Below are 26,339 nucleotides of genomic sequence, written 5' to 3'. Positions count from 1 at the left end.
GTTGGGTTCTCGGTCGGCCCGGTCACTTCCTGGACCGGGCCGACCGTTCCCTTCGCCCGTCGCGCACCGGAAGGCCCCCTGGTTCTATGGACGTATCCACAACGACCTGGGCGATCACGGTCATCGTCACGATCGCCGTCATCGCCCTCGACGTGTTCGTCATCGGGCGTAACGTCCACGAACCGTCGATGAAGGAGGCCGGGGTCTGGACGGCCATCTACATCGGCCTGGCCATCGTCTTCGGTATCGGCGTCTGGATGACGTCCGGGGCGACCTACGGCGGTGAGTTCTTCGCCGGGTTCCTGACCGAGAAGAGCCTCTCGGTCGACAACTTGTTCATCTTCCTGATCATCATGGGCAAGCTGGCCGTGCCCCGGCAGCTCCAGCAGTACGCCCTGACCATCGGCATCATCCTGGCGCTGATCTTCCGCGCGATCTTCATCGCCCTCGGCGCCGCCGTGATCGAGCAGTTCGCCTGGGTGTTCTTCATCTTCGGCGCGTTCCTGGTCTACACCGCGATCAATCTGGTTCGCGAGTACCGGGCGCACGAGGAGAAGGAAGAGGTGGTCGACAACGCACTGATGCGGCTGGTGAAGCGCCGGCTGCCCTCGGTGGAGGAGTTCCACGGCCGCTCGATGACCGTGATGCAGGGCGGAAGGCGTCTGATCACGCCGATGCTCTTCGTGATCATCGCGCTCGGCAGCACCGACCTGCTCTTCGCGCTCGACTCGATCCCGGCCATCTACGGCCTCACCGAGGAGCCCTACCTGGTCTTCACCGCGAACGTCTTCGCGCTGATGGGCCTTCGCCAGCTCTACTTCCTGATCGGCGGCCTGCTGCAGAAGCTGATCTACCTGTCGCTCGGCCTGTCGTTCATCCTGGCCTTCATCGGCGTCAAGCTCGTGCTGCACGCCATGCACGAGTACCACTGGGCCGACTGGGCCCCGTTCGGCGGCGAGATCCCGATCTGGCTCTCTCTCACCGTCATCATCGGCACGCTGGTCGTCACCACCGTGGCCAGTCTGGTCGCCACCAGCCGCAAGAGTGCTGCGGAAACCGGACGATGACCAGTCTGCCCCAGGCTTCCTGAACCCAGCCTGAACGCAGCAGATCCCCCTGACGTGGGCGGCCGTCAGGGGGATCTGCTGGTTCTGGTTCAGGTGGTTCAGGTGGTTCAGCCGGTTCAGGAAACCGGCATGACCCGGGCGATCTTGATGTAGTTGCTGTTCGCGCCGGACGCGGCGTAGGCCGTGCTGCCGTCCTTGTACTCCTTCCACGACATGAAGTCGTGGTCCTTCGCCTTGATCGTCAGCGTCGAGCCGATCGTGGCACCGGTGGAGCGGCTGAGGATCTTGGCCTTCGTCGTGGTGCCGGAGCCCCAGGTCAGCAGCATCTTGCTCTTGCTGTAGCGCACCAGGTGCGGGTGCTGGGTGGCCACGCCGGGCTTGACCGTCTTGTTGGCGGCACCGGTGGTGAAGCGCGAGATCCTCACCGCGTTGCCCTGGCTCCAGGCGTTCCAGTAGCCGGTGCCGGCCAGCACCAGGTCACCGTTGAACAGCGTGCCGTCGCACTTGCCGGCCGCGACCGTGCGATACGGATCGGGCTGGGCGATGCGGCAGTTGTTGTCGGTGGCGCAGGTCATCACGAACTTCTTCTTGGCCGGGTCGTAGATGATCCGGGACGTCCAGGCATGGCTGCAGCCGAAGTCGACGCTCTTGCCCTTGACGATCTTGCCGGTGCTGGCGTTGACCGTCTGGAAGCGGTCGCCCTGGTGGATGTCGACGCAGTTGCCGTTCTTCACCGTGATCGCGGTGCCGAAGTAGGCCGAGTAGTTGGTGCCGTCGAAGGCCAGGCGGCCGTGGTGCTGGTACCACCACACGAAGCGGGCGCCGTTGCTGTAGCCCTTGCGCGTGCTGGTGAGGTTGGTGACCTGGGTGTTCGAGACCAGCTTGCCGCTGGTGTTGAACCGGATCAGGTGCATCGTGTTGCAGGGGCTGGAGGTGCCGCCGCACAGTGGGCCGGTGCCGCAACTGCCCTTCTTGGTGATGAGCAGCGCACCGCCCTTGGCGTCGGCCGACACGTCTTGCAGGTCGATGCCGGCGAAGCTCACGGCCTTGCCGATGAGCTTGTCGTCGCAGCCGAGCTGCTGCAGGTAGACCTTCTCGTTGGTGCCCAGCCAGGCCAGCCAGGAGCGGCCGTTGGAGGCGGCGGCGACGGCCATCGGGATGGCCTCGGTGTCGCCCTGGTTGCCATAGCCCTTGACCTTGGCCGGGAGCTTGACGTTGGTGATGCGCACCTTGGCCGTCTTCGAGGCCGCGCGGCTGCAGTTCGCGGCCGCGGTGGTCACGGTGCCGTCGGAGGCCACCTGAGCGGTGGTGGTGTTGGTGCTTTCACTGCTTGAGGACGCGGTGGTCGACGCGGGTGCGGCAGTGGACGACTGCTGCAGCACCGCGGTGGTACCGCCGACGGCCAGCACCACGGCGCTCACGCCGACGGTCCAGAGCCGCCACTTCGGCTGCCTCCGGCCGCCCGGTTTGGAGGAGTTTCGCATGAGCGGAAGGATCTTGGAACCTGTCTTAAGCCTGTGAAGAGCCCTGCCTAAATCCGGGCATTGCACCGGATTTCAGGCAGGGCTGTGTTCAGGCGATCACTCAGAGGATCTCGTAGGTGTCGTCCGCCCCGTACACGGCCCAGCGCAGCGGCGGGTTCAAGTCGAGGTTGCCCTCCTTCAGGAACACGCGCTGCATCGTGTCGACGCGGCCGGTCTCGGAGTGCGCCTCCTCGGTCAGCATCGCGGCCTTGCGGGCGTCGAGGAACGCGTTCAGGTAGGCGGTCTCGTCACCACCCTGGGCCGGGGTCCTGGCCTTCTTCAGCGCGGTGGCGCGGATACCGCCGAAGCTCACGCCGTCGTCACCCGGGCCGTGCATGACGATCGCGTCGTAGTAGATGAACTGCCCGAGCGCCCGCAGCCCGTCTTTCTTGGCCTGGTCGACGGCCGGGCCGAAGTAGACGCGGTCGCGCTCGGAGTTCTGTGCCTCCTGGAACGCGGTGACCTTGGCCTCCGCCTTCCACGCCTTCACGTAGGCGCTGCCCAGACCGGCGGTCGAGTCGCTGCCGTCGACCGCACGCAGGGCCGGCAGGTACGCCGCCAGGCCGTTGCCCGGGTGCTCGTCGGTGTAGTTCTCGACCAGCTCGAGCATGTCGTGGGTGCCCGAGGTGAAACCGATGATGCCGCCGGTGTATCCACGGCCGTCGTCGATGTCCTCGATGTACCCGTACTGCGCCTTCCAGTCGAGCGAGGAGTTCTCCGCGCTGGAGACCAGCTGCATGGCGATCTCCTTCTTCTCGGCGGAGTCCAGGTCGGCGGCGGCACTGGTGCTGGTGGACGTGGCGGCCGGGTCGGCCGTCGTGGTCGCGGTGGCCGTCGGGTCGGTGGTGGGGTCGGCCGACGGACTGGCCGTGGCCGGGCCGGTCGGCGCAGCATGGTGCCCGTGGTGCCGGGGCCCGTGCCGGTTACTGGCCTGCGCCGGCCCGACCACGGCGGTGGCGACGCCCGCGGCCAGCACCGTGGCGGCGAGGCCGCTGACGATGATCGTGGTCTTGCGTGCCCTCAGGGGGAGCATGATCGGCCCTTTCCGTCTCGGGGAGACTGACGGTCAGGCACGTTAGGAGCCCCACTCTTAAGTGCGACTGGCATTCCGGCTAAGTCCGGCCCACCGGGCGGGTTCACCGCCGCACCGCGTACGAGTTCCGTCGTCATCCGGTTCACCCTTGCCCGGAGGACTTTTCGATCATGCCCCGGCCGGGCGGCCGGATCGCCCGGCAGCCCGTAGAATCTGAATAATGGTTGAGATCAACCGCAGGCCGAAGCCGACCGACCTGCTGCCGATCGGCGAGATCGTGCGGCGCACCGGCGTCCCCGCTTCAGCTTTGCACTTCTACGAGCGCAAAGGGCTGATCCAGCCGGAGCGCACGCCGGGTGGCACCCGGTTGTACCCGCGGCACCTGGAGCGGCGCATCGCCATCATCCAGGTGGCCAAGCGCCTGGGCATCCCGCTGAGCGAGATCGCCGAGCAGTTCGCCCAGTTGCCCGAAGACCGCATGCCCTCGCTGCGCGACTGGAACCGGCTGAACCGGTCGTGGCGGGCGCGCCTTCGGGCCCGGCAGCTCGAGATCGAGCGGCTGCAGCGAGACATGGACCAGTGCATCGGCTGCGGGTGCGTCTCGCTCGGGTCGTGCCTGGTGGTGAACCCCGACGACAGCCTGGCTGCCGACGGCATGGGCGCGCGCATGCTGCTGCCGATCGAAGACGAGCCCGCCTGAACACCCTTGGCCGGAAAGATCTCTGACCGAGATCTTGGAAGTTCATTAATACCGACATAAAGGGCGTATGGTTCCGCACAGCGGGATGACAGCTTTCTCCCGCTTCTCCTCTCGTGCGGAACCAAGGGGGCACTACGCGTGCGCAAATCCCTGGCCTGGCTGACGACTGTCGCCGGAGTGGCCGGACTACTCACGGCACTGCCGATCGCCGGGCCGATGTCGGCCGACGCCGCGACCCGCACCGATCTCGGCGCTGAGCTCGGTGTTGACGAGATCGTGCTGGCCACCGGCGACCGCGTGGCCGTGCGCAGCACCGGCGTGGTGGCCCGGTCGGAGCGCACCCTGGTCGGGCAGACCCGCCAGGGCCGCCGGCTGCTGCTGCCCGCCGTGGCGCTGCCGTACCTCGGGAAGACGCTCGACGCGAGTCTTTTCGACGTCGAGCAGCTCGCCCGCACCCGGCCGGCGTCGGGCCGGATCGAGGTCGAGGTGGCCTACCAGGGCGCGAAGCCCTCGATTCCCGGCGTCACCATCACCTCGGCGCGGGGCGGTAGGGCCACCGGCTACCTGACGCCCGACTCGGCCTCGGCGTTCGGCGACGCGCTGGTGAAGCAGTGGCACCGCGACGAGGCCGCCGGCTGGCCGAAGAGCGTGCGGATGTTCGGCGGGGTCACGAGCATCAGCTCGGCCCGCCCGGCCCGGGTGCCGGCGGTGGCCACGCCGAAGTACAAGCAGTACACGCTCACCGTGAAGGTCACCGGGCCCGACGGAGAGCCTGAGAACGAGGGCCAGGTCGCGCTGATCAACCTGGACCGGGCGGCGAAGGCGTACACCACCCTGCCGGTGGTCGACGGCCTGGCCAAGGTCAGCGTGCCCGCGGGCAACTACGCGCTGCAGGCCCTGCACTACACGGTCGACGACGACGCGGCCGAGACCGAGCACCTACGCCTGACCACGGTTTCCGACCTCAAGGTGTCGGCGGCCCGCAGTGTGACCCTCGACCACCGCACGGCCACGCTCTCCGCCACCCCGAGCACCCCGAACCCGGCCACGCTGCAGAGCTACTACTTCAACACGCTGCTCACCAGCAAGGACGGCGTGCCGCTGGAGACCTACTTCGTCAGTGCCCCGTTCGACTTCGCCTACTCCCCCGCGGCGGCACCGAAGGCCGGGTCACTGAAGACGTTCTTCCACTGGCACCTGTCCGGCACCGACGGCGCGTACACCTACGACCTGGCGGCGCGGGCGAACGGGATCCCCGCGCGCTCGACCTTCGGGTACGCCGCGAGTCAGCTCACCACGATCAAGGCCGCCTACTACGGCGACGGCACCGGCAGCACCGCCTACAGTGGCCGCACCGCGCTCTTCGCCGACCAGTTCGGGGCCGGAACGCTGGTCTCCCCGGTGCAACTGGGCACCGGGCGCACCGAGTACGTCGGCTCGACCGGCGGCACCCCGGAGTGGGGCACCGAGCTCGATCTCGGCGATCCCTTCGATCCCACCGCCTGGATCAGCGACTGGGACAGCCCGCTCAAGGCCGGCACCACGGTGAAGCAGGACTGGAATCGCGGCCCCCTGGCGCCGAACTTCGTCAGCGGCGTGGTCTGCCAGCTCTGCCGCACGAACACGCGGCTCTCGTTCATGGTGCCGGACGTCACCGACAGCACACTCACGCACGCTGGTGCCGTGACCCCACAGAACGGCAAGCCCTACAACCGGTTCCGGGTCTACGCGGGCAGCAAGAAGATCTACGACCGCAAGAACGTCCTGGACCTGTCGGCGGTGAAGATCCCGGCCGGCCAGACCAAGCTGCGGCTGATCCACGACCTCGACCGGCGCACCGTGAAGTCGCCGCAGAACACGCAGAGCACCACCGAGATGACCTTCGGCACGAAGAGCGGGACGGGCCGCAAGGTCACCGGGAGCAACCGCGAATGGTGCCCGGAGGACAAGGGCACGTGCACGGTGCCGACCGCGGTGTCGGCGCGGCTCTCGCTGCCGACCGATCTGCAGGGCCGTCTGCCGTCCGGGAAGTCGACCGTGACGGTAAAGCTTTCGGCCGTGCCGGGAGCCGCCTCGTCGGCGGCGAGGTCGGCGACGCTGAAGGTGCGCGTGACCGGCACATCGACCTGGACCACCGTGAAGTTGAAGTCGATCGGGGGCGGCCGGTTCCAGGGTGTCGTCAACAACCCGAACGCCAACGGCGGACGCGCGGTGGACGTCAGTTTCTCCGGCACCAATGCGGCTGGAAGCACTTTCGCGCAGACCGTTCTGCGCGCCTACACGGTTGCGGGGTCCTGAGATGAGATTCAACGCCCGCCGCGCACTGGTCGCGGCCGTCCTGGCCGGCCTGGTGCTGTCCGGCACCACGGCGACCGGGGCCCAGGCCAGTTCGTCTCCCCGCGTCGCCGGGACGTCCGCGGTCACCCCGACCGAGTCGTCCTGGCGCCCGAAACTCGCCCCCGGCGAACACCATGCCTGCTCGACCGCGAAGAAGGGGCAGTTCCACTGCCTGGCCCGCTGGCAACCGGTCGCCGGTGGCTCGGGCACGCTGAGCACGGCTGCGGTGAAGCTGAAAGGCCTGACGCCCGAGGACATCCGCAAGGCCTACAAGCTGCCCACCAAGGGCGGCAAGGGACAGGTGGTCGGGATCGTCGTGGCCTACGACAACCCGAAGATCGAGGCCGACCTCAACGTCTACCGCAAGAAGTTCAAGCTCGGCACCTGCACCACGGCCAGCAAGTGCTTCCGCAAGGTCGACCAGCGCGGCGGCAAGAAGTACCCGGTGGGAGACCAGGGCTGGGGCATGGAGGCCGCGCTCGACACCCAGGCCGTCTCCGCGACCTGCCGCAGCTGCAGGATCCTGCTGGTGGAAGCCGATTCGCCGACCGGCGAGGACATCGGCGCGGCGGTCAACACCGCGGTGCGACTGGGTGCCGACGTGGTCTCGAACAGCTACGGCATGGTCGAGTTCAACGGCATCGAGACGCTGAACAAGAAGTACTACACGCACCCGAAGGTCCCGCTGATCGCTTCCTCCGGCGACGCCGGCTTCCAGGACCCCGAGTTTCCCGCCAGCTCCCCGCGGGTCTGGTCGATCGGCGCCACCGACCTGAACTACTCGGCCAAGAAGAAGGCCTACACCGAGAAGGCCGCGTCGTTCAGCGGCAGCAACTGCTCGGCCTGGTTCGCGAAACCCAGCTGGCAGAAAGACAAGAACTGCGCCGGACGCACCAGTGCCGACATCTCCGCCGCCGGTGACGGCGCGGGGGGAGCCGGATTCCTGGTCTACGACTCCTACCTGCCCAAGAGCTCCAGGGGCTGGATCGGGGCCAGCGGCACCAGCGTCTCGGCGCCACTCGTCGCGGGCATGATCGGGCTGGCGGGCAACGCCGCGAAGGTGGCCTCGCCCTCGTACCCCTACAAGCACAAGACCGGCCTGAAAGACGTGATCGGCGGGAGCAACGCCTTCTCGGCCGACTGCGGCGGCGACTACCTGTGCACGGCGGTCAAGGGATACGACGGCCCGACCGGCCTGGGCAGCCCGCGAGGCCTGAAGTCCCTGTAGGGGTCTCCACCTGCACGAGCCGCGGGCTGTCGGCTTGCCGGGCTGCCGGGCTGCCGGGCAGCCGGGCTGCCGGGCTGCCGGGCTGCCGGGCTGCCGGGCTGCCGGGCTGCCGGGCTGCCGGGCTGCCGGGCTCTCGGGCTGTCGGGCTCTCGGGCTGCCGGGCTCTCGGGCTGCCGGCTCGCCGGGCTTGCGGGACTGTCGGCTCGCCGGGCTGCCGGCCGCCGGGCAGCGACCCACACAGACCGGAGAAGAGAAGGCTGCTGCTTTCGATTATCCATAATCGAAAGCAGCAGCCTTTGCCGCGTCGCCCCCCATAGACCGGGGGCCGTGGACAGCCCTCGTCAGCCCGGACTCAGCCGGCCGCACCTTCGATCCCGGGATGTCGAGGAAGTCGAGGCCGACCAGAAGAGCGGTCCCCAGCGCCAGCCGTCACGTGACGCCAGCAGTCACCCAGCGCCAGCGAACGCCAGGCACCAGCGGTATCCGGACGCCAGCAGACACTGGACGCCAGCAGTCACCCAGCGCAGCAGTCATCCGGCGCAGCAGTCACCCGGCGCAGCAGTCACCCAGCGCCAGCGATCGGCGGACGCAGCGATCGGCGGCTGCCAAACGAAACCGGCCCCGATCAATGCGTTTCCGCAGATCAGGGCCGGTTTCGTCGCTGTCTCAACGAGTGCGCCCGAAGGGATTCGAACCCCTAACCTTCTGATCCGAATCCGTGGTTCTCGTTGCCACCGGATCATGCAGGACATTTGTCGTTGTCCAGCTCCGGAGCCGTTTGGACCTGCCGACGTCTGCCGTTGTCTCGCAGCGCTTGACGTTGATTCCTGCAGGTATGGTGCGGGGCACTCGACGCTGTCCGCCTCGGTACCTCAGGCCAGATTCAGTTCGAGCTGGACAAAGACCGTCAGGGTCTGTCGGCAAATCCGTCGCCGGGGTCGAATGGGTCGGGGCCACGGCCTTGTCCTTCCATGGTGGTGTCGCGCTGGGCACCAAGCGACTCTGCCGGTAGCCGCCGTGGGCGTGCAGACCACGGCCCTGGGAGGCTCGCAATCGGTCTAACCCCCGCCACGGACACCAGCCGCCCCCCGTACGGAGCACAGACCTGGACCGGGCTGAGACCGCGGGTTGATCGGGAGTCAGGGCGGTATCGAAACGTGAGTCGGGACGCCCAATTCATCGAGTCGTAGCACGACGTTCATGGTTTCAGCTCTCCTGAGCCGTCAAATCTGCTCCAGTCAAGGGTCGTCACAGCTAGCTTTGGGCTCAGGGGTACATCAAACAGTGGAAGCCCCGCATACCGGATCGAATAGGAAAATGTGGGACAGAACGGCGATGCAGTAGCATCGCTCGTCTACGCAATTCCACTTTGGACGCACGTGGGAAAGGGAGGCACCTCTGAACCAGACAAGACGTGTGGCCGCTCAGGAGTGGTCGGATGTTGCGAGCGAGCGAGGGGCGGACGTCGTGGCTCTCATTTCCGCCGGTCGGCGACTGGCGGCGTTATACTTCTTTGGTTATGTTGCCGAAGCATCAGGCAAAGCCCTGTGCATTCTCCGAGGGAAAAAGGCTCCGCGCAGTCATGATTTGATTGAAATTATCGAAACTGCGGGTTTCGCCCGTCTCGATTTACCTCCTGATTTGCGAGAGTACGCAGAAACGAGGAGCGTCGAACTTCGCTACTTGATGGAAGCGGAAGCCACCATTGACTTCGACGAGGAGATACGACGCGCCCAGAATCTGTCTCAATGGCTAAGAATTAGAGTTAACAGGCTGCTGTAATCCATTAGGAGGTAGGCAATGACCAATCAAGGCGAACTTCAAGCCGCACGATCGAAGCTGGAAGCATTGCTTCCAGAGGCTCGTATAGATGTTTCGGCGGATCCGTATCGCGGCCTGCGCATTCTGGCCATTTCAGAAATTTTCAGTGGCATGAAACCAGGCGACCGGCGCCAACTGATTCTCTCCGCCGTGGATGACGCAGTCGTCGCAAAATTGGATCTGCTTAGTCCTGCGGAGGCGGATCTCATGCTGTTGGGCGACGTGTCCGCCACAACAAACGAGCAGCAGCGCCTGCCCTTATGGCCTGAATCGATTATTCGTGGCCAGATGGAAACCATCACAGTTTCACTGCCTTCCGAGAGCGACGAACCGTTAAGCACGCCCATATTTGTTACGTTCTATTCTCTTCGAGGCGGCGTAGGTCGCTCCACTGCACTTGCTCATACTGCTCATGTGCTCAGCAAGAGTAGTCGGGTTTTATGCGTTGACATGGATCTGGAGGCGCCCGGCCTTGCCGCACTTTTCGGCGCAGAAAACGAAGTGGAACTCGATACAGGTGTAGTTCCTCTTCTACTGGAGGCCGAAATGAGCGGTAGCGTTCCTAACGTATCTCCTCACGTGTTGCGGGTCGATCCACAGCGTGAGCTTTATCTTTTACCCGCAGGCGTTCCTGACGCGAACTATGCTCGTAAACTTACGCAATTGGATCCCAGTTCCTGGTATCAAGAAGGCGCGAACCCGCTGCATCTTCTGATTCAGAGTATTCGTGAGATGGCACTGAAGCCGCAAGTAGTCCTTATTGATTCGCGGACAGGTATAAGTGCCATGTCGGCTCCTCTTCTATTTGATGTAGCAGATCTAGCGGTTGTCACGTTTTTCCCGCATCCGCAGGCTCGACTTGGCACTGGAATGCTGACTCGTGCACTACTGGGTGCCACGACAACGCGATCATCTGACACTCGACAGTACACACCTGAATTGCGCTTCCTGGTCTCACCAGTTCCTGGGGCAAATGCTCCTGAGATTAGAAATCATTATATTGATCGAGCTAATACTTGGATCAGCGAGTGGCTAGCACCTGCAAGAAAATTGGATGGCGGACCTGTCTTTGATGATATTGACGAACTAATTCATTTTGTTGGCTACTCCGAGGAAATTGCCGCCAGTGATCGTGCCGTTCAAGGGGCGGCCGAAAATATTTACGCTCCCGTGGCTGGTTGGGTAGCTGGATTCGTAGACCCGCTGACGGAGGATCCAGCACCATCAGGAATTGGAGAAGTCGATCTTCGAAAGGATCGAGTCCTAAACGATCTCCGATTCTCAACAGGGACCGCCGAAGATCAAAGCGAAGATGACTTCAATGAAACTTTCTTGAAAACGGACTTGGTCGAACGTGCCCTTAGCATAGAAACTCCGCTCATCCTCGGACGCAAGGGCACAGGTAAGACAGCACTATTTCGGCGATTGGCGTCCGAAAGTCCAAGTGTGGTCGTCACAAGCCCTCCCGGTCTCCCGACCACGAGCGCGTGGATGCCAGACAGTGAAGTCTACGCCGCCATCAGCAGCGAGCTTACGTCTAGACAACTCGAATGGCGTTCGTTCTGGCCGCTTCTCGTTGGCATTGCAATATCGCTTAACCAGGAAGATGCCGAGGCACCGACCTGGGTGTCGGAGCGACTTGCCTTTGTGGGCGGCAATAAAAGCACTTATGGTTCATTAGAACTCGTTCGCGATCTTCGCGTTCTTTTTAGCGACCCTGATGCGCCTCTCCTCGCTCTTGACTGGCTTGCGCGATTGGACAGGCAGAGAGAATCGCCGGTATTTCTTCTTTTTGATGGCCTAGACACAGGTTTCGGTTTGGAAGAAAATGATATACATCGTCGGCGTGAAGGTATTGCTGGACTGCTCTCGTTTATGGGCGCCAGGGCTACTCAATACGAAAATCTTCGCTTCAAAGTGATGCTTAGAGAGGATATCTGGCGAGACCTTTCGGTGCCGAACAAATCTCATTTTTATGGACGCGAGGTCCGACTTGCATGGGCAAATCAAGTTGACTATTTACGTGTTGTTGTCAAACAGGCACTACGCTCTGCTGAATTCGAGAACCTCGTAGTTGAGGCTATAGGCCGCCCTGGCCTGGACCTCCGGCAGACCTCGGTTGAATATTGGCCCGAGAATGCCGTTTACGATGCTTGGATCCTACTGGTGGGTGAACGGGTAGCTGGTGGTAAGACTGCCTTTACCTACAATTGGGTGTGGTTCCGGCTCTCGGATGCTAACGACGATCATTCACCTCGCGCTGCTTTACAACTCATGCACGAGGCGGTAATACTTGAGAAAAGACTGAACCGAGCTAGCTCCTATAATCGATCTATATTGCGTCCGCGCTCTATTGTTGCCTCTCTCGATGCTGTAAGTGAGCAGGCAATAGAAGCCTTGCGAGAAGAGTTCCGGGAACTCGAAAATCTGTTCGACGAACTGACCCAGGTGGGACGTACACCGTTCTCTGTGGATGAAATCAGTGTTCCGGCTGGCGTAGAAACTCTGGCTCAAGAGGTAGGGCTGCTCGGCGTTGACGTCGGAAGCAAGGACGATGTTCAGCGGTATCGCGTTCCGGAGTTGTATAGAAAAGCTCTCGGCATGAGTCGTAGAGGTCAGGCCTAACGCAGTCGCGCTGGTCTTGATCCAGAAGAGAGTAATTCGGCAGTGCAAGAGCCTCGCTGGTGACGTCCGGCCGGGACCTTCGCCGGGTCGGCGCCGGAGGTGCCGCATGCCCGGCGGAGAGGCCCGGCCTGCCCTCGTCGATTCGATCGACTACCGCGTCGCGAGCATCTGTCGGGAGTTCGGCAACTCTGCGCCCAGGCAAAGACCGAGCTCAGGAGGCAAGGGATCTCCTGACCTCGGCTGGCTCCGAGCGAGTCAGCTCGTGCTGGTCCTGCGTAGCACGATCGGTGCTCCATCGCCGCCGAAGGGCGGACCGGCCGGCCATAGTTCGGCAAGCTCGCTCGGCGTGAGCGGGCGCCGGTAAGACTCGGTCAGGACCTTTTTGATGGTCTCGGCGTCAGCATCCTGTCCCAGGCGCATGAACCAGTCGGTGCCGGCCGTGTACGACCACAGGTAGGACCGCAGCAACGGCTCTGTACCCCGGTCAGACAGAAGGTCGCCGATCTGCTCCAAGCTCAGCCACGGGGCACGCGCCAGGACGTGATCGGCAACGTCCCGCACCGAGAAGCCCGCGTTGATCGCGCGGTGCACCTCACCGCGGACCATGTGCATGTAGTGATTGAGCTTGGCCTTGGCCATCAGCGGCTGGTTGTCCGGCTCGGTGTAGATCGGCCACGCCGTCGCCAACCCCTCAAGCAGAGGCTGATAGGGCAGGTGCACGGTCAGCGTGCGGACCCAATCAACGTCCTCGTTCTCCGCAGTCTGCGTGAACGACGAGCACTGCAACGCGTGGCCTAACAGCTCATGCTGGGCGAAGAACCGCAGTCCATCCTCACTGAAGACGGCGTTGCGCTTGTTGAACCGCAGCCGGGCATGGTGGCCGGCCCCGTCGACCCAGAAGGCCCAGTAGTCGTCCACGTCGACCACCTCGACGCCAACGGAGTAGGTGGCGGTGGTTCCGGTCAGCCGCCGAACAGCCGGTTCGGCCTCGTCCGCCAGGACAAGTACCTGCGTTGCGGCCCGCTCGATCGTCATGGGCGTCTCGAGCTGGAACACCTCGTCAGCCGTCTTCGGGCCCCAGCTCACGCCCAGATCGGCGTAGGCCGCGCGGGCCTGCTCGCCCAGGTCGCTCACGTACTCCTCGGACCAGCCGGCTGCGCCGCATCCCTGCGTCGCCCGCATGTAGGTGTCGAGGTCGTACCGCTCACCCAGGACCGTGGACAGGTAAGCAAGGTGAGCCCGGGTGGTCAGCTCGACGTTCGAGTCCCCGTCGACCTTGGCCTGCTGGTTCAGCGCGGTGAGCTGGTCGTGCACGTCGATCCGGCTGGCGGCCGGCACCACGGGCTCATGAGTGGGGGCGCAGTCGAAGTCGATGACCGCTCGCCCACCGCGCGCTTCCTCGTAGGCCCCCCAAGAACGGACAAGGGATTCGACCTGGTCACGCAGTCGCACGGGGCACATCCCATCGCAGTGTCACGCTCTGGTTGGACCGCAGGTCGCGGCGGTTCAGGTCGATCACCGTTGTGTTCTCCTCGTTGGCCAGAGACAGACTCTCGGCTGCCGTGATCTCCGAGCCATCCAGGCGCTCTTCAACCGCCGTGCAACCGCTCAGAGCTTCCACCCCGTTCAGCCGCATCTGCAACTGAAGCAACTGCGTGGGAAGGAAAACCGTCTGCCGCCAGTACAACTCATCCGAGAACTGGCCGCCGCTGCACTCGTATCCGACCGTCGCGCTCTCGCCGGGTGCGATGGCAGGGAAGATCTGGCAGGAGAACTTCACCTGCACGCCCACGTCGTGAATGGTCTTGATGAAGACGTTCCGGTCGCTGTCGGTCTCCTTCACTGACAGCGGCCCGGTCACGTGCTTGAACCACACCTGCCGCGTGAGACCGGTGACCGGAGTGTCCCCAAGATTGCGCAGGTGGTGCACCTGCCGGATGGTCACAGCCCCATCGGGACCGACGTCGAGCGTCACGTCCAACTGTTCATCCACCAGCTCACCGACCACCGGCGCGGGGCCGGGAGCAGAAGGAGCAACAGGTGCGGACGTCGTGGTCCGGTTGGCTTCCTGGCCTTCCCATCTGCGTGGGGCCAGTCCGATGAACCCGCCGGGGATGTGCAGCGCGTCCGCGATGCGCTCCATGACCTCGACCGTTGCGACGCGGTCGTTGCTGGCCATGATCCGGCTGACACGCGACTGCGTGAGGCCTTCGACGGGAGCGGCGATGCGGTCCTGGCTGGCTCCGTCCCACTGGCGCATCAGACGGAAGACCAGGCCGAAGTCACGCTCGCGGCAGGCTGTCTGGAAGTCCGAGCGGGCCAGGAGGTCTTCGCTCACCTGGTAGTCGAGTCGTCCCGGCCTCGGCATCGTTCCCCCTTGCTGGCGTGACCTACTGCTTCATTGCGATCGGTAGCCGGAAGGTTACCGCGCCCAAGTCAACCCTGTATGAACCGGATGTCGGTTTTCAAGCGCTCGGGCGCTCGGAGAGCATTCGGCAACCGCTCGTGCCCCCGATGGCAGCCGGGGTTCTGACGTCACGTTGGCATAGGCGACGGGTGCGTTTCCGCACGGTGTGGATCGAATCAGGCTTGTCGTACCGGCCTTTCCCGGGTCGATGACCTCCAGTCCTCGGGAGAGGTCGGCTCCAAGCAGTCGACAGGAAGTGAAGCTGTGAACCTGGCGCACGTGCCTCGCCCTCGTGAGGTGGATCACTGGAAACAGGCGAGCAAGGCCGACACCTCCACCGATGCGCAGCGACGTGGTCAGGCTCGTACGAAGAAGAAGGTCCTGGGGTTGGACGTGATCCCCAGGCAGAAGACTCCCGGCCGCTGAGCGGTCCGGGGCGGCGTCCCCCAAGTCCCCAGCTCCCTCCGCTGGATGGGGTGGGCGCCGGGGTGCGTGTCGGCTGATCCCAAGGCGCGACGGCCGGCACGCACCCATTCATGAACTGCCCGCGCGTGTTCCGACGGGGAAGGACACGCGCGGGCTTCCTGATTTTGGCGGCAACTGCGGAGTGATTGTGGACGTCGATGGGCTCGTAAACCTGCTGCGCGACAACGGGATCACCGTGCAGCGCGTCGCGCCGCTACCGCGTGCTGCCGGCTCTCGTAGGGCGCTGGTGGTCTTTCTCGACCCGACGCGCAATCAGCGTCGGCCGGCCCGCGTTCTGCTGCGCCAGGTGCCCGGGGTGCAAGCGGTGAAGCCCTCCCGCATCACCCCGTGGGCGCTGTTCGTCACCCTCGCGTCTACGCCCCGGGAACCTGGTCGGGACGCTCGCCGTCCTGCATCCGGCGCTCCACTCGGCCCAAACGGTCGCTGAGCTGCCACAACTGCTGTTCGATCCGCTCTAGCACGACGACCACCCGGTCTTCGACCGGCGCCGGGGCCGGTGTCGATACAGAGGTCGTCACCAGGATTTTGATCAGGTGATCCTCGGGCCAGTCCAGCGCCCGGGCCAGTGCTTCCAGGGTCTTGTTCTGAACCCGCCGGCTGGAGCCGTGCTGGATCAGCCGCACGGTCGAGACCGAAACCCCTGACAGGCGAACGAGTTCCTGCTGCCCGATCCTCAGCGCTGCCATGCGCTGATTGACCGCTGCCGCGACCGCCTGCCAGTCCTCGCCGTCAACCTGCCCCCGGGACGTGTACACCGATGGCAATCCCCGCTCAGCCATGCTCGGAATGGTAACTGCCTTCCGTACTAATTCCTGACGCTCGTCCACCCTTTTTCGAGACCCATGCAAGGACTGCATATTCTCCGGCCAAGTTCATATCACCTTGGCATGGGAAATATTCAGGTGCGACTTGTAGCGCTTGCATAAGCGTTGAAGCACGGTTGCCGAGCGGTTCACGATGTTCTCGCAGCTCAGACAAGGCTGACACCGCAGCGAAAGCACCTCGGGCGTTCGCAAGGAACATCCGGGATGCGGGCGGTTGAATGACGAAAACGGGAGCCGTAGAAATGGCTGTTGAGGGCCGCATCAATGTCCGTCACGAAGACATTTTCACTCAGCCGATCCTGATTCTTTCGGTTGACGCCGTGGAGGACTTCGACAAGCGCAAGGCGGGAAATGTTGACCCGCAGGAACTGGACAAGCAGACCGGCCAGCGACTGTGGGCGGTCTCCCTGCTGGACCCCTCCGCCCAGCAGGGACGGCGCGAGATCAAGGTGAAGATCCCGGCCGATCACCAGCCGGTTCCCCCGGCCGGTCTGATGGCTCCGGCGGAGTTCGAGGGCTTGCAGGTGATCCCGTACATGGACTCCAACCGGGCCAAGCCGCGCGTCGCCATCGCCTACCGCGCAACCGGATTCAAGGCACCGGTGAAGGCTCCGCGTCAGGCCTCCTGACCCAAAAACCCGCTGGCGGCTGCGGCTCAAGCGAGCCGCAGCCGCCACCAGCCCCGACCCGAGAGCGAGAGCCCGAAATGCGTGCCACAACCGGCAAGAACACGTCCCGGCGCCGCGGACCCCTGAGCAAGCCGTGCCGCACCTGCACCGACCTGCACCCGGTCGGGCGCCTGCACTTCGGCCAATGCCCCGACTGCGCACACCTGGTCGCCCTGCCGCTGCGCGGAGAAGGCGGCCGGTTCATCTCCTTCACCGGAACCGACCCCACCAACGGAGGCGGCCTGTGAGCGACGACTTGCTTTGCACCACAGGCACATACGCCCGATACATGGCAGACACATACGTCACCTGTCACGCCATAGGCCGCGCCCAGTACTGGCTGACCGCGCCCTCGTATGTGGCGGACACCGACCGTCTCACCCAGCTGCGCGCCATCCTCGACGACCTCTGCCACGCCCTGAACCTGCCCGACACGAACGAGCGAACCACGAAACCCATGGATGGGAGCGGTAACTGATGCTGGTCAACGGAACACGCGTCGAAGACCTGGCAGGCACGGGCCTGACCACGAAACAGCGCTACGTCGTCCCGCTGTGGGTTACCATCCCGCTCTTCCTCGGCCGGCACCTCCTCAAGGGCACATCGGCGCTGGTCAAGTGGGCCATCACCTACTGGGGCCTGTCCCTGCCCACGCTGGTCCTGCTGATCATCTGGCAGCGATTCAACGGCCTGGTCGCCCTCACGGCCCTGACCTGGTGGCTGCTGCTGGGCCTGGTCTGGGCCTACCGATGGCCGGCCTCGTTCGATGTGGCGGTCACTCAGCCCTGCCGTGGAGTGTGGCGGTGGTGGACGAAATACCGGCGCCTGTGGCACCCGGCCATGGACGGCACCGGCCTGACCCGCATGACCCCGGACCGGCAGGTCTACGTGCCCGCCGTCACCCGCGTCCGCTCCACGCGCGTCGTCGACGCCCTGCACCTGCGCCTGCTCCACGGTCAGACGCCGGCCGATGTGGCGGCCAGAGCTGAGGGCCTGCGACACGTGTACGGCGCCCACCGGTGCAGCGTCATCGAAGACGGCCCCGGCCGCGTCCGCGTCCTCTTCTACTCCAAAGACCCGCTGCGACGCCTGGTCGTCCCGCTCGACCCGGCACCCCTGCCCGCTCTGGACGCCCTGCCTGTGGCCCTCGGCGAAGACGGCGAGGTGTTCCGGCTGTGCCTGCGCGGTCGTCACGTCCTGATCGTGGGTGCCTCCGGCGCGGGTAAGGGCTCGGCGGTGTGGTCGACGCTCAAGGCGCTGGCTCCGGCGGTCGCGGCGGGAACGGTCCGGCTGCGTGGCGTGGATCCCAAGGGCGGCATGGAACTGTTTCCCGGCCGTGCCTTGTTCGCCGAGTACGCCGACGAAGACCTGGCCGACTTGGTCGCCCTGCTTGAACAGGCCGTGGCCGACATGAACGACCGCAAGCGACGCCTGAAAGCCGCTGGCGTACGCGTCTTCACCCCCTCCACCACCGACCCACTCGAAGTCATCCTCATCGACGAACTCGCGTTCCTGACCGCCTACGCACCGAAAGACATCAAGCTCAAAGTCGCTGCCGCCCTGCAAGTCCTGCTCTCCCAGGGACGCGCCGTCGGCTACAGCGTCGTCGCGGCCCTACAGGACCCGCGCAAGGACGTCCTGCCCTTCCGCGACCTGTTCACCTACCGCATCGCGCTGCGGCTGTCCGAGGACTCCCACGTCGACATGGTCCTGGGCGACGGCGCCCTCGAACGCGGCGCGGCCTGCCACCTCATCCCCGCCAGCCTGCCCGGCATCGCCTACGTCCACGTCGAGGGCGCCCACGAACCGGTCCGCATCCGCTTCTCCTACCTCTCGGACGACGACATCGTCGACATGGCCTCCCACTGGCCGTCCCCCGAAAACACCGACTGGACGCCCCTTCCCGACACCGACACAGAACCGCCCCTGCGCATCGAACTGCGCGATGTCATCAACCAGCACAAGGACGACGGTGACGACGCGTGAGCGACACCCCAGCCACCTCTGACACGGCCATGCCAGAACCCGACCCCACCCCCAACGCCACCGGGCAGAACGACTCGGCCGACGCCGAAGCCGTCCCCCGTCCACAGCCCATGACGCACGCCGATCACACCGAAAGTGCCACTGAGACAGATCACTTGTGGCCCCAACAATGGACGTTCCTACCGCCCGTCGGCTCGATCGTCACCGATGTCGGGGTCACCTTTTCCTTGGCGCCGGCCGCGCTGACCGACCGTCCGTTGCGGGTGCGCTGCACCGCCTGCCCCTGGGAAGACACCGCGCTCCACGCCGAGGCGGTCGACGCCATCCGCGTCCATGCCCTGCGCCACATCGTCGACCCGCGCGCCCGCATCGCTCACCTGCCCGACTGGCTGCCCTGGCTGAAAGGACGCCGATGACCACCCCTGCCAGCGCGCGCACGGTCGCTGAGAACCTCGGCCACCCGATGCGACCCGCGACCGCCTCGATCTCCAACCTGACCCGCAACAGCCGCGCCGAACGAGCCCGCATGCCCGTCGCGCTGCACGTCGCCGAAGACGTCGCCATCGCCCACGGCGTCTGCGTGCGCCCCATCACCCAGCGCGTCACCGACACCCACACCGGCGAAGTCACCCTCGTCGACGTCCCCTGCGGCGCCACCCTCGAAAGCAAGTGCCCCTCCTGCGCCGAACGCGCCCGCCGCCTGCGCATGCACCAGTGCCGCGCCGGATGGCACGCCGAGACCGACCCCATCCCCGACGAAGACCTGTCCACCGATCCCCAGCAAGACCTGGTCACCATCCGAGCCGACGTCACCGCCGCCCGGGACAACTTCCTCGACCTCGGCGACACCGACGCCGCAGAGGCAGCCGGCGAGGCCCTGGAGGCCATCGACACCGAACTGGGCGAGCTGGGCGTGCGCGGACGCCTGGAACGCCAGCCCCCGGAGACCGCCCGCCGCAAGCGCTCGACCCGTCGCCGTCAGGACGCTCCCGACCTGCCGCGCCGGGTGATGGCCAAGACCACGGTCGGGCAGACGTTCACCGGCCACGAGGGTAAGGTCTACCGGCCTTCGATGTTCATCACGGTCACGCTCCCGTCCTACGGACGCGTCGACCGCAAGGGCGTCCCCCTCGACCCGGGCCGCTACGACTACCGCCGCGCCGCCCGAGACGCCATCCACTTCCCCCGCCTCATGGACCGCCTCGTCCAGAACCTCCGCCGCGTAGCCGGTTTCGACGTCCAATACTTCGCCACCGTCGAACCCCAGCGCCGCCTGGCACCCCACGCCCACATCGCCGTGCGAGGCACCATTCCCCGGGCCCTCGTCCGCCAGGTCATCGCCGCCACCTACCACCAGGTCTGGTGGCCGGCCGCCGACACCCCCGTCTACATCCGCGAAGACGAACTCCCGGTCTGGGACGAAGAGGGCGACGCCCTCGACCTCGCAGGAATGCCCACCACGGAAGGCGCCGGCTACCTCGACCCCACCACGGCCGCAATCCTTCCCACCTGGGAAGAAGCCCTCGACGACCTCGACACCGACGACGACCTCGAACCTCAGCACGTCGTCCGATTCGGCACCCAGTCCGACATTCAAGGCCTGCTCGCGGGCTCCCCGGACGCCGACCGACGCGTGGGCTACCTGGCCAAATACCTCACGAAATCGATGGGCACCGCCCACGGCGCCGACGCCGAAGCCGCGGTGACCGCCCACATCGATCGCCTCGTCACCGCCCTGCGCTACGAGCCGTGCTCCCCGGGCTGCACAAACTGGCTGCGCTACGGCATCCAGCCTAAGAATGCCCGCCCCGGCATGATCCCCGGCTCCTGCAAGAGCAAGGCCCACCGCCGCGAAAACCTCGGCTATGGGGGCCGACGCGTCCTCGTCAGCCGCAAATGGTCCGGCAAAACCCTCACCGACCACCGTCACGAACGCCGCGCCTTCGTCCTGGCCCTCCTCGGCGTCGACCCGGAGAGCCCCGACGCCACCAAGGGCGACAAGACAGCGGACCGCTACGTCTGGGAACCCGTCAACCCCAACGAACTCCCACCGTTGTCTACGCGGCTCCTGCACGCCATCAGCCAACGCCAGACCTGGCGCGCGGCCTACGACGCCGCCAAGGAAGGCAACGGGCCACCCCCGTCCCCTGCGCTCTCTCCGAAGACCAACGACATGAAAGGTGTTGCTTAACTGTGATTCCGAAGCTTTGGACCACCGTGGATGTCGCGGAGTACCTGGGCGTGCCGGTGGCGACGGTCTACCAGTGGCGCACGCGTGGCTACGGTCCGGCCGGCCGACGGGTCGGCAAGCACCTGCGGTTCAAGCCCGAAGACGTCGTCGCCTGGTTCGACGACATCACGGCGGAGAAGATTGCCTAATGGGACGCCCGCCTCTGCCACTGGGAACGTGGGGCAACATACGGCGTACCCAGCTCGGCCCGAAATGGTGGATGGCGGACACCCTGTTCCGTGACTTCGACGGCCAGACGCGCCGTGTGGAACGTCGCGGCGCCTCAGCGGCGAAAGCCGAGACGGCCTTGAAGGAGTACCTGCTCACCCGGTCTCGGGCCGGCCGGGTGGGCGAGGTCACCCCAGAGACCCGCGTTCGGGATGTGGGCGCACTCTGGCTGGCTCAGATCCGCGAAGAAGGCCGCGCCGTAACGACGCTCGACGCCTACGACGACGCGATGCGCATACACGTCGTCCCAGGTGTCGGCCTGCTCCAGGTGCGAGAGCTGACCGTAGGCGTCTGCGACCGCTTCCTGACCTCAGTGAAGACATCGGCCGGCCCCTCTGCGGCGAAGCATGCCAAGACCGTGCTGAACGGCCTGGTGGGCCTGGCCGCGCGGCACGACGCGATCAAGCACAACCCCGTGCGGGACACCTCCAAGATCACGATCGCGAAGAAGGACGCCCGCGCCCTGTCACTCGACGAGGTGCGCAAGATCCGCGCCGGCCTCGCGGCCGACCCGGAAGCCGTTGCCCGAGACCTGCCCGCCATCGTCGACTTCATGCTGGGCACTGGCCTACGCATCGGCGAGACGATCGCCATCACTGCACCTGCCTTGGACCTGAAGGCAGCCACGGTAGAGGTCCGCGCGACGGTCGTACGTGCCAAGGGCGTAGGCCTGATCCTTCAGCCGAAGCCGAAAACCCACAGCGGTTGGCGCCAGCTCCACCTGCCCGCATGGCTGGTCGCCGTCCTAAAGGCCCGCGAGGTCGCCGAAACCGACTTGGACCTGATCTTCCCGTCGCAGCGAGGCAAGCTCCGGGAACGGTCCAACACCAACGCCGATGTTCGCGAGGCGTTGGACAAGCTCGGCTTTGACTGGGTGACTACGCACACGTTCCGAAAGACGACGGCGACCCTGCTCGACGAGGGCGGCCTCACCGTCCGCGAGATCGCGGACCAGCTCGGCCACAAGCGTGTGAGCATTACGCAAGATACTTACTTCGGTCGAAGTCATGGAACGGTACGTGCCGCCGCTGTTTTAGGAAGCATCGAACGGGTGCGAGCAGTTTCAAAACTTTATGACGGCGAAAGTTGATTCAGGCCATTCTTCAGTCCGCCTAAAGAAGATCCATGAGCGCCCTTCGCTTTTTTGCAAACTCCTCGTCGCTGATCAGGCCGTCTTCATGCAGGGCGGTCAAGTCTCTAAGTCGTTGCGAAACGCTTGCTAAAGGGGCTGAGGGAACCTCATTGCGCGCACCAGCGAGCGGAGAACCGTTTGCGAAGAATTTATGACGCTCCTGGGGGCAATATTTCCCCACATATCCAAGGAAGAGAACGCGAAGTTTGTGCACGGCGATACTCGAATAGAGTAGGGCGGTATATCCAGAAACGGATACTTCTAGGTAGGTGCCAGGCTCACGTCTTGTGGCAAGCCCCAAGACTCCGAAAGCAGCCAGTGCGGGAAGATGGGCCCGGGTGGCCTGCCCGGAGTTCAGATGGAAGGCGTCCAGCGTGTTCCAGGGGGCCGATAGAACCCCGATTTGATTCCCTTTGAGTGTTAATCCTGTACGAGATTCGGTGCAGTGAAGATAGAATCCCTCGGTGCGAATCAGAAGGTAGTATGCATGTGTTCTGCCGGGAGCCTCAAAAGGTAATCCTCCCCTGTATGAGACAATCATCGATGCGGGGGAGTTCTCATATATTTCCGGAGATAGATATCCTCCCATAAATGTTGCAATGGGGTTGCCTTGCTCATTCCAGGCCATGCGAAGAACTCCCCTCCACGACCCCAGGCTCTACGCGTCCGACGTTAGTCGGCAAGGAGCCTCTGCTGAAGACCCCATCGGACGCCGTCCACTCATGTGGACCAGTGGGTGCCTGTGTGCGACCGAGGCGATGATCGGCTGGCAGGCTCACATGATCCAGCCTCGAGTTGTGTGAGCGCTCTCGGTCGCTGTGGCGCCCGCCCGGTTCTGCGTGTGGCAAGGGCGGTTCACCGCGAAGGAAGACGATCCAATCCTGCGGGTAACCTGCGGGTGATCTTGCTCAGCACTGCCAAACGAAACCGGCCCCGATCGATGCGTTTCCGCAGACCAGGGCCGGTTTCGTCGCTGTCTCAACGAGTGCGCCCGAAGGGATTCGAACCCCTAACCTTCTGATCCGTAGTCAGATGCTCTATCCGTTGAGCTACGGGCGCTTGTTCCCTTGGGAACGGGCTCTACCTTAGCGTCTTCCCGGCCGAAGTACGAAATCGGTTAACGCCAGGCGTCACGGCAGCACCCGATCCGCCCGCTTCGTCGCGGAGCGCGACCGGATCAGCACGCCCAGCCGTCCCCGTTCGAGTCCAAGTGGTAGATGTCCGCGCCCACCACCCGGGCCCGGCGGCCCAGGAACGCGGGGCCGTCACCGCCGCTGCCCTCGCAGTCGACGTCCATCGCGATCGGCACGCAGGCCCGGGCGTAGTTCGGGTCGCACTCGCGTCCGGCGTCGTCGGGACGCGGGTTCTCGCCCTGCCGTCCCCGGTTCGTGCGCTCCGGGCGGGCGGTGCGGTCGGTGGACGGGGCGGTCTCGTCCCGGCGCGTCTGCGCCTTCCCGAGTCGTCCGGTCGAACTGGGGGACGCGGTGGCGCCCGGGTCCGGATCCGCCGCCTTGGGCTTCCGGTCACCGGTGGGGACGGCCGGCGCGGTCGGGGTGGGCTCGGCGCTCACGTCCGAGCGGAGCTCGCCCCTGCTCGACGACGGGGTGCTCTTCGTGCCCGCGGACAGGCTCACCAGACCGTCCGGACCCTTCTGACCGGGCAACAGCGGCGGGTCGGTCAGCAGCACCTGCTCGCCGGGGCCGATGTTCTCCCAGGCACTGCGCCCCAGACCGAACCCGGCCAGGCCGACCAGCACGACCACCGGCACCACCAGGCGCCTGCGGGTGTACCAGGACTTACGAGGCGCACAGTGGGCCCGCGGCGCGACCGGCTCACGGAACCGGCCCGGGTCGTCCGCCAGGTGCGACGGGTGACGCTCCTCGTCCGTGCCCTGCGGGTCGTCGCGGTCAGCCTCGCCGTAGAAGCGGTCGAGCCAGTCGGACACGTCGCCGCGATTGGCCTCGGCCGACGACCAGCTCACCGAACCCAGCTCGTACTCCGGCACGCACTCGTCCTCGGCCGGCAGCGAACCCCCGGCCCGCAGCTCCCGCAGCCAGTCCGAGCGCTCGGCCCAGCCGACCGGATCCACGCTGACGCCGTCCGTGGCGTCGAGATGAGCGTCGAGATGAGCGTCCGCGCGAGCATCCCGGCCGGCGTCCGAGGCGGTGTCCAGGGGGGTGTCCAGGGGGGTGTCCAAGGGGACCTCACGAGCGACGTCGGGCTCGGATCGGGTCCACCCCCGTGAGACCCGATCCGGTGACGTCACCCCCGAACCGGTCCGGTCGTCCCCCGTCGGCTCATCGACGAAGTACTGCCACCCGAACGGCGGGGTCGGCCATTGCGGTTGCGGTTGCCACCCCCGCGGCGGCAGCCAGTCCCGCGGGGGCTCCGGCCACCCGGGGGGAGAGTTGAATCTGCGTCCCATGACAAGCACGGTACGAACCGGACAAGAGCGACGCTCTACTCCAATCCAAAGAGCAACCCTTCACCCCGGGCTCAACTGGACCGTTTGGCCCATGTGCCCCAGGAGTGCCCAAAGAGGAAGGGCCGGAGAGGATTCATCCCCTCCGGCCCTTCCGTCAGTCGAAACCGACTCAGACGGAAACCTTCGCCGACTGATCGGTCACCGAAACGTCCTTGGTTGCAGCACTTTCGCCGCCGTGAACCACCGGGGCGCCGTGGTCGTCCACGAGAGTCTGCTCGTCGAACGGGTTCTCGCCGCGGAAGGTGCGCAGCGCCGTCTCCTTGTCGAACTCGCCGACCCAGGTGCCGATGATGACGGTCGCGACGGCGTTGCCCGCGAAGTTGGTGACAGCGCGGGCCTCGGACATGAACCGGTCGATGCCGACGATCAGGCCGACGCCGTCGACCAGGTCGGGGCGGTGCGACTGCAGGCCACCGGCCAGGGTCGCGATGCCGGCGCCGGTCACCCCCGCCGCACCCTTCGAGGCGATGATCATGAAGCCCAGCAGCGCGAACTGCTCACCGATGCTCAGCGGGTCACCCAGCGCCTCGGCGATGAACAGCGACGCCATGGTCAGGTAGATGGCCGTGCCGTCCAGGTTGAACGAGTAGCCGGTGGGAACGGTGATGCCCACGACCGGCTTGGAGACGCCCAGGTGCTCCATCTTCGCGATGAGCCGCGGCAGGGCCGACTCGGACGAGGACGTGGACACGATCAGCAGGAACTCCCGGCCCAGGTACTTGAGCAGCGAGAAGATGTTGATCCCGGTGGTCACCCGCAGCAGCAGGCCGAGGAACACGAACACGAAGATCGCGCAGGTGATGTAGAAGGCGAACATGATCCGGGCCAGGCTGACCAGGGCGTCCGTGCCGGTCGCGCCGACCACCGCCGCGATCGCGCCGAAGGCACCGACCGGGGCGAGCCACATGATCATGCTCAGCACCCGGAAGACCAGCTTCTGGATCACGCTGACCGCGTTGAGCACCGACTGGCCGGTCGAGCCCAGCTGCTGCACGGCGAAGCCGACGAGCAGGGCCACGAGCAGCGTCTGCAGCACCTCGCCCTCGGTCAGGGCCGAGACGATGGTGGTGGGGATGATGCCCAGGATGAAGTCGGTGGTGGTCTCGGCCTCGGTGCTGCCGGCGGCGGCCGCGCCCGAGCCCTCCAGCCCGCTCAGGTCCAGACCGGAACCCGGGTGCAGGAAGTTGCCCACGACCAGGCCCACGATCAGGGCGATCGTCGACATCGTGATGAAGTAGGCCAGGGTCAGGCCACCGACCTTGCCGACCTTCGCGGCCTCCCGGATCGAGCCGACACCCAGGACGATCGTGCAGAAGATGATCGGCGAGATCATCATCTTGATCAGGGCCACGAAGCCGGTGCCCAGAGGCTTGAGGTCGGCGCCGAAGTCGGGGAAGACCAGGCCGACGATCGCACCGGCGACGACGGCCGCGATCACCGCTATGTAGAGGAAATGCGTGCGATCTCGGCGCTTTGGTGCCTCGGGTGCCTGGGTCTGCGACATGGCCGCCTCCTGCGTCATCGAATGAGGTGTCGTGCTGTGAACTACGCCACTAGCG

At 65.4% G+C, this 26,339-nt stretch carries 22 protein-coding genes and 1 tRNA gene; 14 read left to right on the top strand and 9 right to left on the bottom strand.

Annotated elements, in window-relative coordinates:
• Positions 1–86 precede the first annotated feature (86 nt).
• Positions 87–1,067 (top strand): TerC family protein, encoded by a 981-nt coding sequence (locus tag J2S57_RS11535; protein ID WP_307241460.1) that lies wholly within the window; start codon positions 87–89, stop codon positions 1,065–1,067.
• Between the two features lie 116 nt (positions 1,068–1,183).
• On the opposite strand, the gene J2S57_RS11530 is transcribed toward J2S57_RS11535, so the two are convergent.
• Both J2S57_RS11530 and J2S57_RS11525 read right to left on the bottom strand, forming a co-directional pair.
• Entirely contained in the window at positions 1,184–2,551 is a 1,368-nt protein-coding gene (locus J2S57_RS11530) for a hypothetical protein (RefSeq protein WP_307241457.1), read from the bottom strand.
• A 100-nt stretch (positions 2,552–2,651) separates the two neighbouring features.
• Positions 2,652–3,623, bottom strand: a complete 972-nt coding sequence (locus J2S57_RS11525; protein WP_307241455.1) for a chitosanase — start codon at positions 3,621–3,623, stop codon at positions 2,652–2,654.
• 220 nt (positions 3,624–3,843) lie between these two features.
• Here J2S57_RS11525 and soxR point away from each other — a divergent pair, with 220 nt between their 5' ends.
• From soxR to J2S57_RS11500, 5 genes are all read left to right on the top strand, one after another.
• On the top strand, positions 3,844–4,323 hold the full coding sequence (gene soxR, locus J2S57_RS11520) for a redox-sensitive transcriptional activator SoxR (protein WP_307241453.1): 480 nt from the start codon (positions 3,844–3,846) through the stop codon (positions 4,321–4,323).
• A 138-nt stretch (positions 4,324–4,461) separates the two neighbouring features.
• A complete protein-coding gene (locus tag J2S57_RS11515; protein WP_307241451.1) occupies positions 4,462–6,621 on the top strand; it encodes a hypothetical protein in 2,160 nt (719 codons plus the stop codon).
• Between the two features lies 1 nt (position 6,622).
• Entirely contained in the window at positions 6,623–7,888 is a 1,266-nt protein-coding gene (locus J2S57_RS11510) for a S53 family peptidase (RefSeq protein WP_307241449.1), read from the top strand.
• A 1,416-nt stretch (positions 7,889–9,304) separates the two neighbouring features.
• A complete protein-coding gene (locus tag J2S57_RS11505; protein WP_307241447.1) occupies positions 9,305–9,670 on the top strand; it encodes a HEPN domain-containing protein in 366 nt (121 codons plus the stop codon).
• Positions 9,671–9,688: 18 nt separating this feature from the next.
• Complete coding sequence (locus tag J2S57_RS11500) at positions 9,689–12,334, top strand: P-loop ATPase, Sll1717 family (RefSeq protein ID WP_307241445.1); 2,646 nt, start codon at positions 9,689–9,691, stop codon at positions 12,332–12,334.
• Positions 12,335–12,589: 255 nt separating this feature from the next.
• Here J2S57_RS11500 and J2S57_RS11495 read toward each other — a convergent pair whose 3' ends face one another.
• The 3 genes from J2S57_RS11495 to J2S57_RS11485 form a co-directional block, all read right to left on the bottom strand.
• On the bottom strand, positions 12,590–13,786 hold the full coding sequence (locus J2S57_RS11495; protein ID WP_307241443.1) for a hypothetical protein: 1,197 nt from the start codon (positions 13,784–13,786) through the stop codon (positions 12,590–12,592).
• Positions 13,773–14,672, bottom strand: a complete 900-nt coding sequence (locus tag J2S57_RS11490; protein ID WP_307241441.1) for a helix-turn-helix domain-containing protein — start codon at positions 14,670–14,672, stop codon at positions 13,773–13,775. Before J2S57_RS11490 ends, J2S57_RS11495 begins: the two co-directional genes overlap by 14 nt.
• Positions 14,673–15,580: 908 nt before the next feature.
• The gene (locus J2S57_RS11485; RefSeq protein WP_307241439.1) at positions 15,581–16,006 is read right to left on the bottom strand and encodes a helix-turn-helix domain-containing protein; all 426 of its coding nucleotides are present in this window, start codon (positions 16,004–16,006) and stop codon (positions 15,581–15,583) included.
• A 287-nt stretch (positions 16,007–16,293) separates the two neighbouring features.
• On the opposite strand from J2S57_RS11485, the gene J2S57_RS11480 reads away from it, so the two are divergent.
• The 8 genes from J2S57_RS11480 (at position 16,294) to J2S57_RS11445 (ending at position 22,253) form a co-directional block, all read left to right on the top strand.
• On the top strand, positions 16,294–16,680 hold the full coding sequence (locus J2S57_RS11480) for a hypothetical protein (RefSeq protein WP_307241437.1): 387 nt from the start codon (positions 16,294–16,296) through the stop codon (positions 16,678–16,680).
• A 77-nt stretch (positions 16,681–16,757) separates the two neighbouring features.
• The gene (locus tag J2S57_RS11475) at positions 16,758–16,967 is read left to right on the top strand and encodes a hypothetical protein (protein ID WP_307241434.1); all 210 of its coding nucleotides are present in this window, start codon (positions 16,758–16,760) and stop codon (positions 16,965–16,967) included.
• A 41-nt stretch (positions 16,968–17,008) separates the two neighbouring features.
• Positions 17,009–17,197, top strand: a complete 189-nt coding sequence (locus J2S57_RS11470; protein ID WP_307241432.1) for a hypothetical protein — start codon at positions 17,009–17,011, stop codon at positions 17,195–17,197.
• Entirely contained in the window at positions 17,197–18,705 is a 1,509-nt protein-coding gene (locus J2S57_RS11465; RefSeq protein ID WP_307241430.1) for an FtsK/SpoIIIE domain-containing protein, read from the top strand. Before J2S57_RS11470 ends, J2S57_RS11465 begins: the two co-directional genes overlap by 1 nt.
• On the top strand, positions 18,702–19,121 hold the full coding sequence (locus J2S57_RS11460) for a hypothetical protein (protein ID WP_307241428.1): 420 nt from the start codon (positions 18,702–18,704) through the stop codon (positions 19,119–19,121). The genes J2S57_RS11465 and J2S57_RS11460 overlap by 4 nt, the downstream gene beginning before the upstream one ends.
• Complete coding sequence (locus J2S57_RS11455) at positions 19,118–20,896, top strand: replication initiator (protein WP_307241425.1); 1,779 nt, start codon at positions 19,118–19,120, stop codon at positions 20,894–20,896. Before J2S57_RS11460 ends, J2S57_RS11455 begins: the two co-directional genes overlap by 4 nt.
• A 2-nt stretch (positions 20,897–20,898) precedes the next feature.
• Positions 20,899–21,084: a helix-turn-helix domain-containing protein gene (locus J2S57_RS11450; protein ID WP_307241424.1), complete on the top strand. Its 186-nt coding sequence runs from the start codon at positions 20,899–20,901 to the stop codon at positions 21,082–21,084.
• A 71-nt stretch (positions 21,085–21,155) separates the two neighbouring features.
• On the top strand, positions 21,156–22,253 hold the full coding sequence (locus J2S57_RS11445) for a site-specific integrase (RefSeq protein WP_307241422.1): 1,098 nt from the start codon (positions 21,156–21,158) through the stop codon (positions 22,251–22,253).
• 22 nt (positions 22,254–22,275) lie between these two features.
• On the opposite strand, the gene J2S57_RS11440 is transcribed toward J2S57_RS11445, so the two are convergent.
• The 4 genes from J2S57_RS11440 to J2S57_RS11425 form a co-directional block, all read right to left on the bottom strand.
• The gene (locus J2S57_RS11440; RefSeq protein WP_307241419.1) at positions 22,276–22,923 is read right to left on the bottom strand and encodes an SHOCT domain-containing protein; all 648 of its coding nucleotides are present in this window, start codon (positions 22,921–22,923) and stop codon (positions 22,276–22,278) included.
• 358 nt (positions 22,924–23,281) lie between these two features.
• Positions 23,282–23,354 (bottom strand) — tRNA-Arg (locus J2S57_RS11435).
• A 118-nt stretch (positions 23,355–23,472) separates the two neighbouring features.
• On the bottom strand, positions 23,473–24,492 hold the full coding sequence (locus tag J2S57_RS11430) for a hypothetical protein (RefSeq protein WP_307241417.1): 1,020 nt from the start codon (positions 24,490–24,492) through the stop codon (positions 23,473–23,475).
• 397 nt (positions 24,493–24,889) lie between these two features.
• Positions 24,890–26,284 carry a cation:dicarboxylate symporter family transporter gene (locus tag J2S57_RS11425; protein ID WP_307241415.1) on the bottom strand — a complete coding sequence of 465 codons (1,395 nt, stop codon included), beginning with the start codon at positions 26,282–26,284 and terminating at the stop codon, positions 24,890–24,892.
• Positions 26,285–26,339 lie beyond the last annotated feature (55 nt).

This window comes from Kineosporia succinea (assembly GCF_030811555.1).
Classification (GTDB): Bacteria; Actinomycetota; Actinomycetes; order Actinomycetales; family Kineosporiaceae; genus Kineosporia; species Kineosporia succinea.
The sequence above is the reverse complement of the archived record's forward strand: the minus strand, read 5'-3'. Positions and strand labels throughout refer to the sequence as shown.

Bases quoted from the DNA above. Each gene is read 5' to 3' on its own strand.
- J2S57_RS11480 (WP_307241437.1), top strand. From the start codon at position 16,294: ATGGCTGTTGAGGGCCGCATCAATGTCCGTCACGAAGACATTTTCACT.
- J2S57_RS11530 (WP_307241457.1), bottom strand. From the start codon at position 2,551: ATGCGAAACTCCTCCAAACCGGGCGGCCGGAGGCAGCCGAAGTGGCGG.
- J2S57_RS11425 (WP_307241415.1), bottom strand. From the start codon at position 26,284: ATGTCGCAGACCCAGGCACCCGAGGCACCAAAGCGCCGAGATCGCACG.
- J2S57_RS11455 (WP_307241425.1), top strand. From the start codon at position 19,118: ATGACCACCCCTGCCAGCGCGCGCACGGTCGCTGAGAACCTCGGCCAC.
- J2S57_RS11445 (WP_307241422.1), top strand. From the start codon at position 21,156: ATGGCGGACACCCTGTTCCGTGACTTCGACGGCCAGACGCGCCGTGTG.
- J2S57_RS11485 (WP_307241439.1), bottom strand. From the start codon at position 16,006: ATGGCTGAGCGGGGATTGCCATCGGTGTACACGTCCCGGGGGCAGGTT.
- J2S57_RS11470 (WP_307241432.1), top strand. From the start codon at position 17,009: ATGGCAGACACATACGTCACCTGTCACGCCATAGGCCGCGCCCAGTAC.
- J2S57_RS11525 (WP_307241455.1), bottom strand. From the start codon at position 3,623: ATGCTCCCCCTGAGGGCACGCAAGACCACGATCATCGTCAGCGGCCTC.
- J2S57_RS11440 (WP_307241419.1), bottom strand. From the start codon at position 22,923: ATGGCCTGGAATGAGCAAGGCAACCCCATTGCAACATTTATGGGAGGA.
- J2S57_RS11465 (WP_307241430.1), top strand. From the start codon at position 17,197: ATGCTGGTCAACGGAACACGCGTCGAAGACCTGGCAGGCACGGGCCTG.
- soxR (WP_307241453.1), top strand. From the start codon at position 3,844: ATGGTTGAGATCAACCGCAGGCCGAAGCCGACCGACCTGCTGCCGATC.
- J2S57_RS11510 (WP_307241449.1), top strand. From the start codon at position 6,623: ATGAGATTCAACGCCCGCCGCGCACTGGTCGCGGCCGTCCTGGCCGGC.
- J2S57_RS11475 (WP_307241434.1), top strand. From the start codon at position 16,758: ATGCGTGCCACAACCGGCAAGAACACGTCCCGGCGCCGCGGACCCCTG.
- J2S57_RS11500 (WP_307241445.1), top strand. From the start codon at position 9,689: ATGACCAATCAAGGCGAACTTCAAGCCGCACGATCGAAGCTGGAAGCA.
- J2S57_RS11535 (WP_307241460.1), top strand. From the start codon at position 87: ATGGACGTATCCACAACGACCTGGGCGATCACGGTCATCGTCACGATC.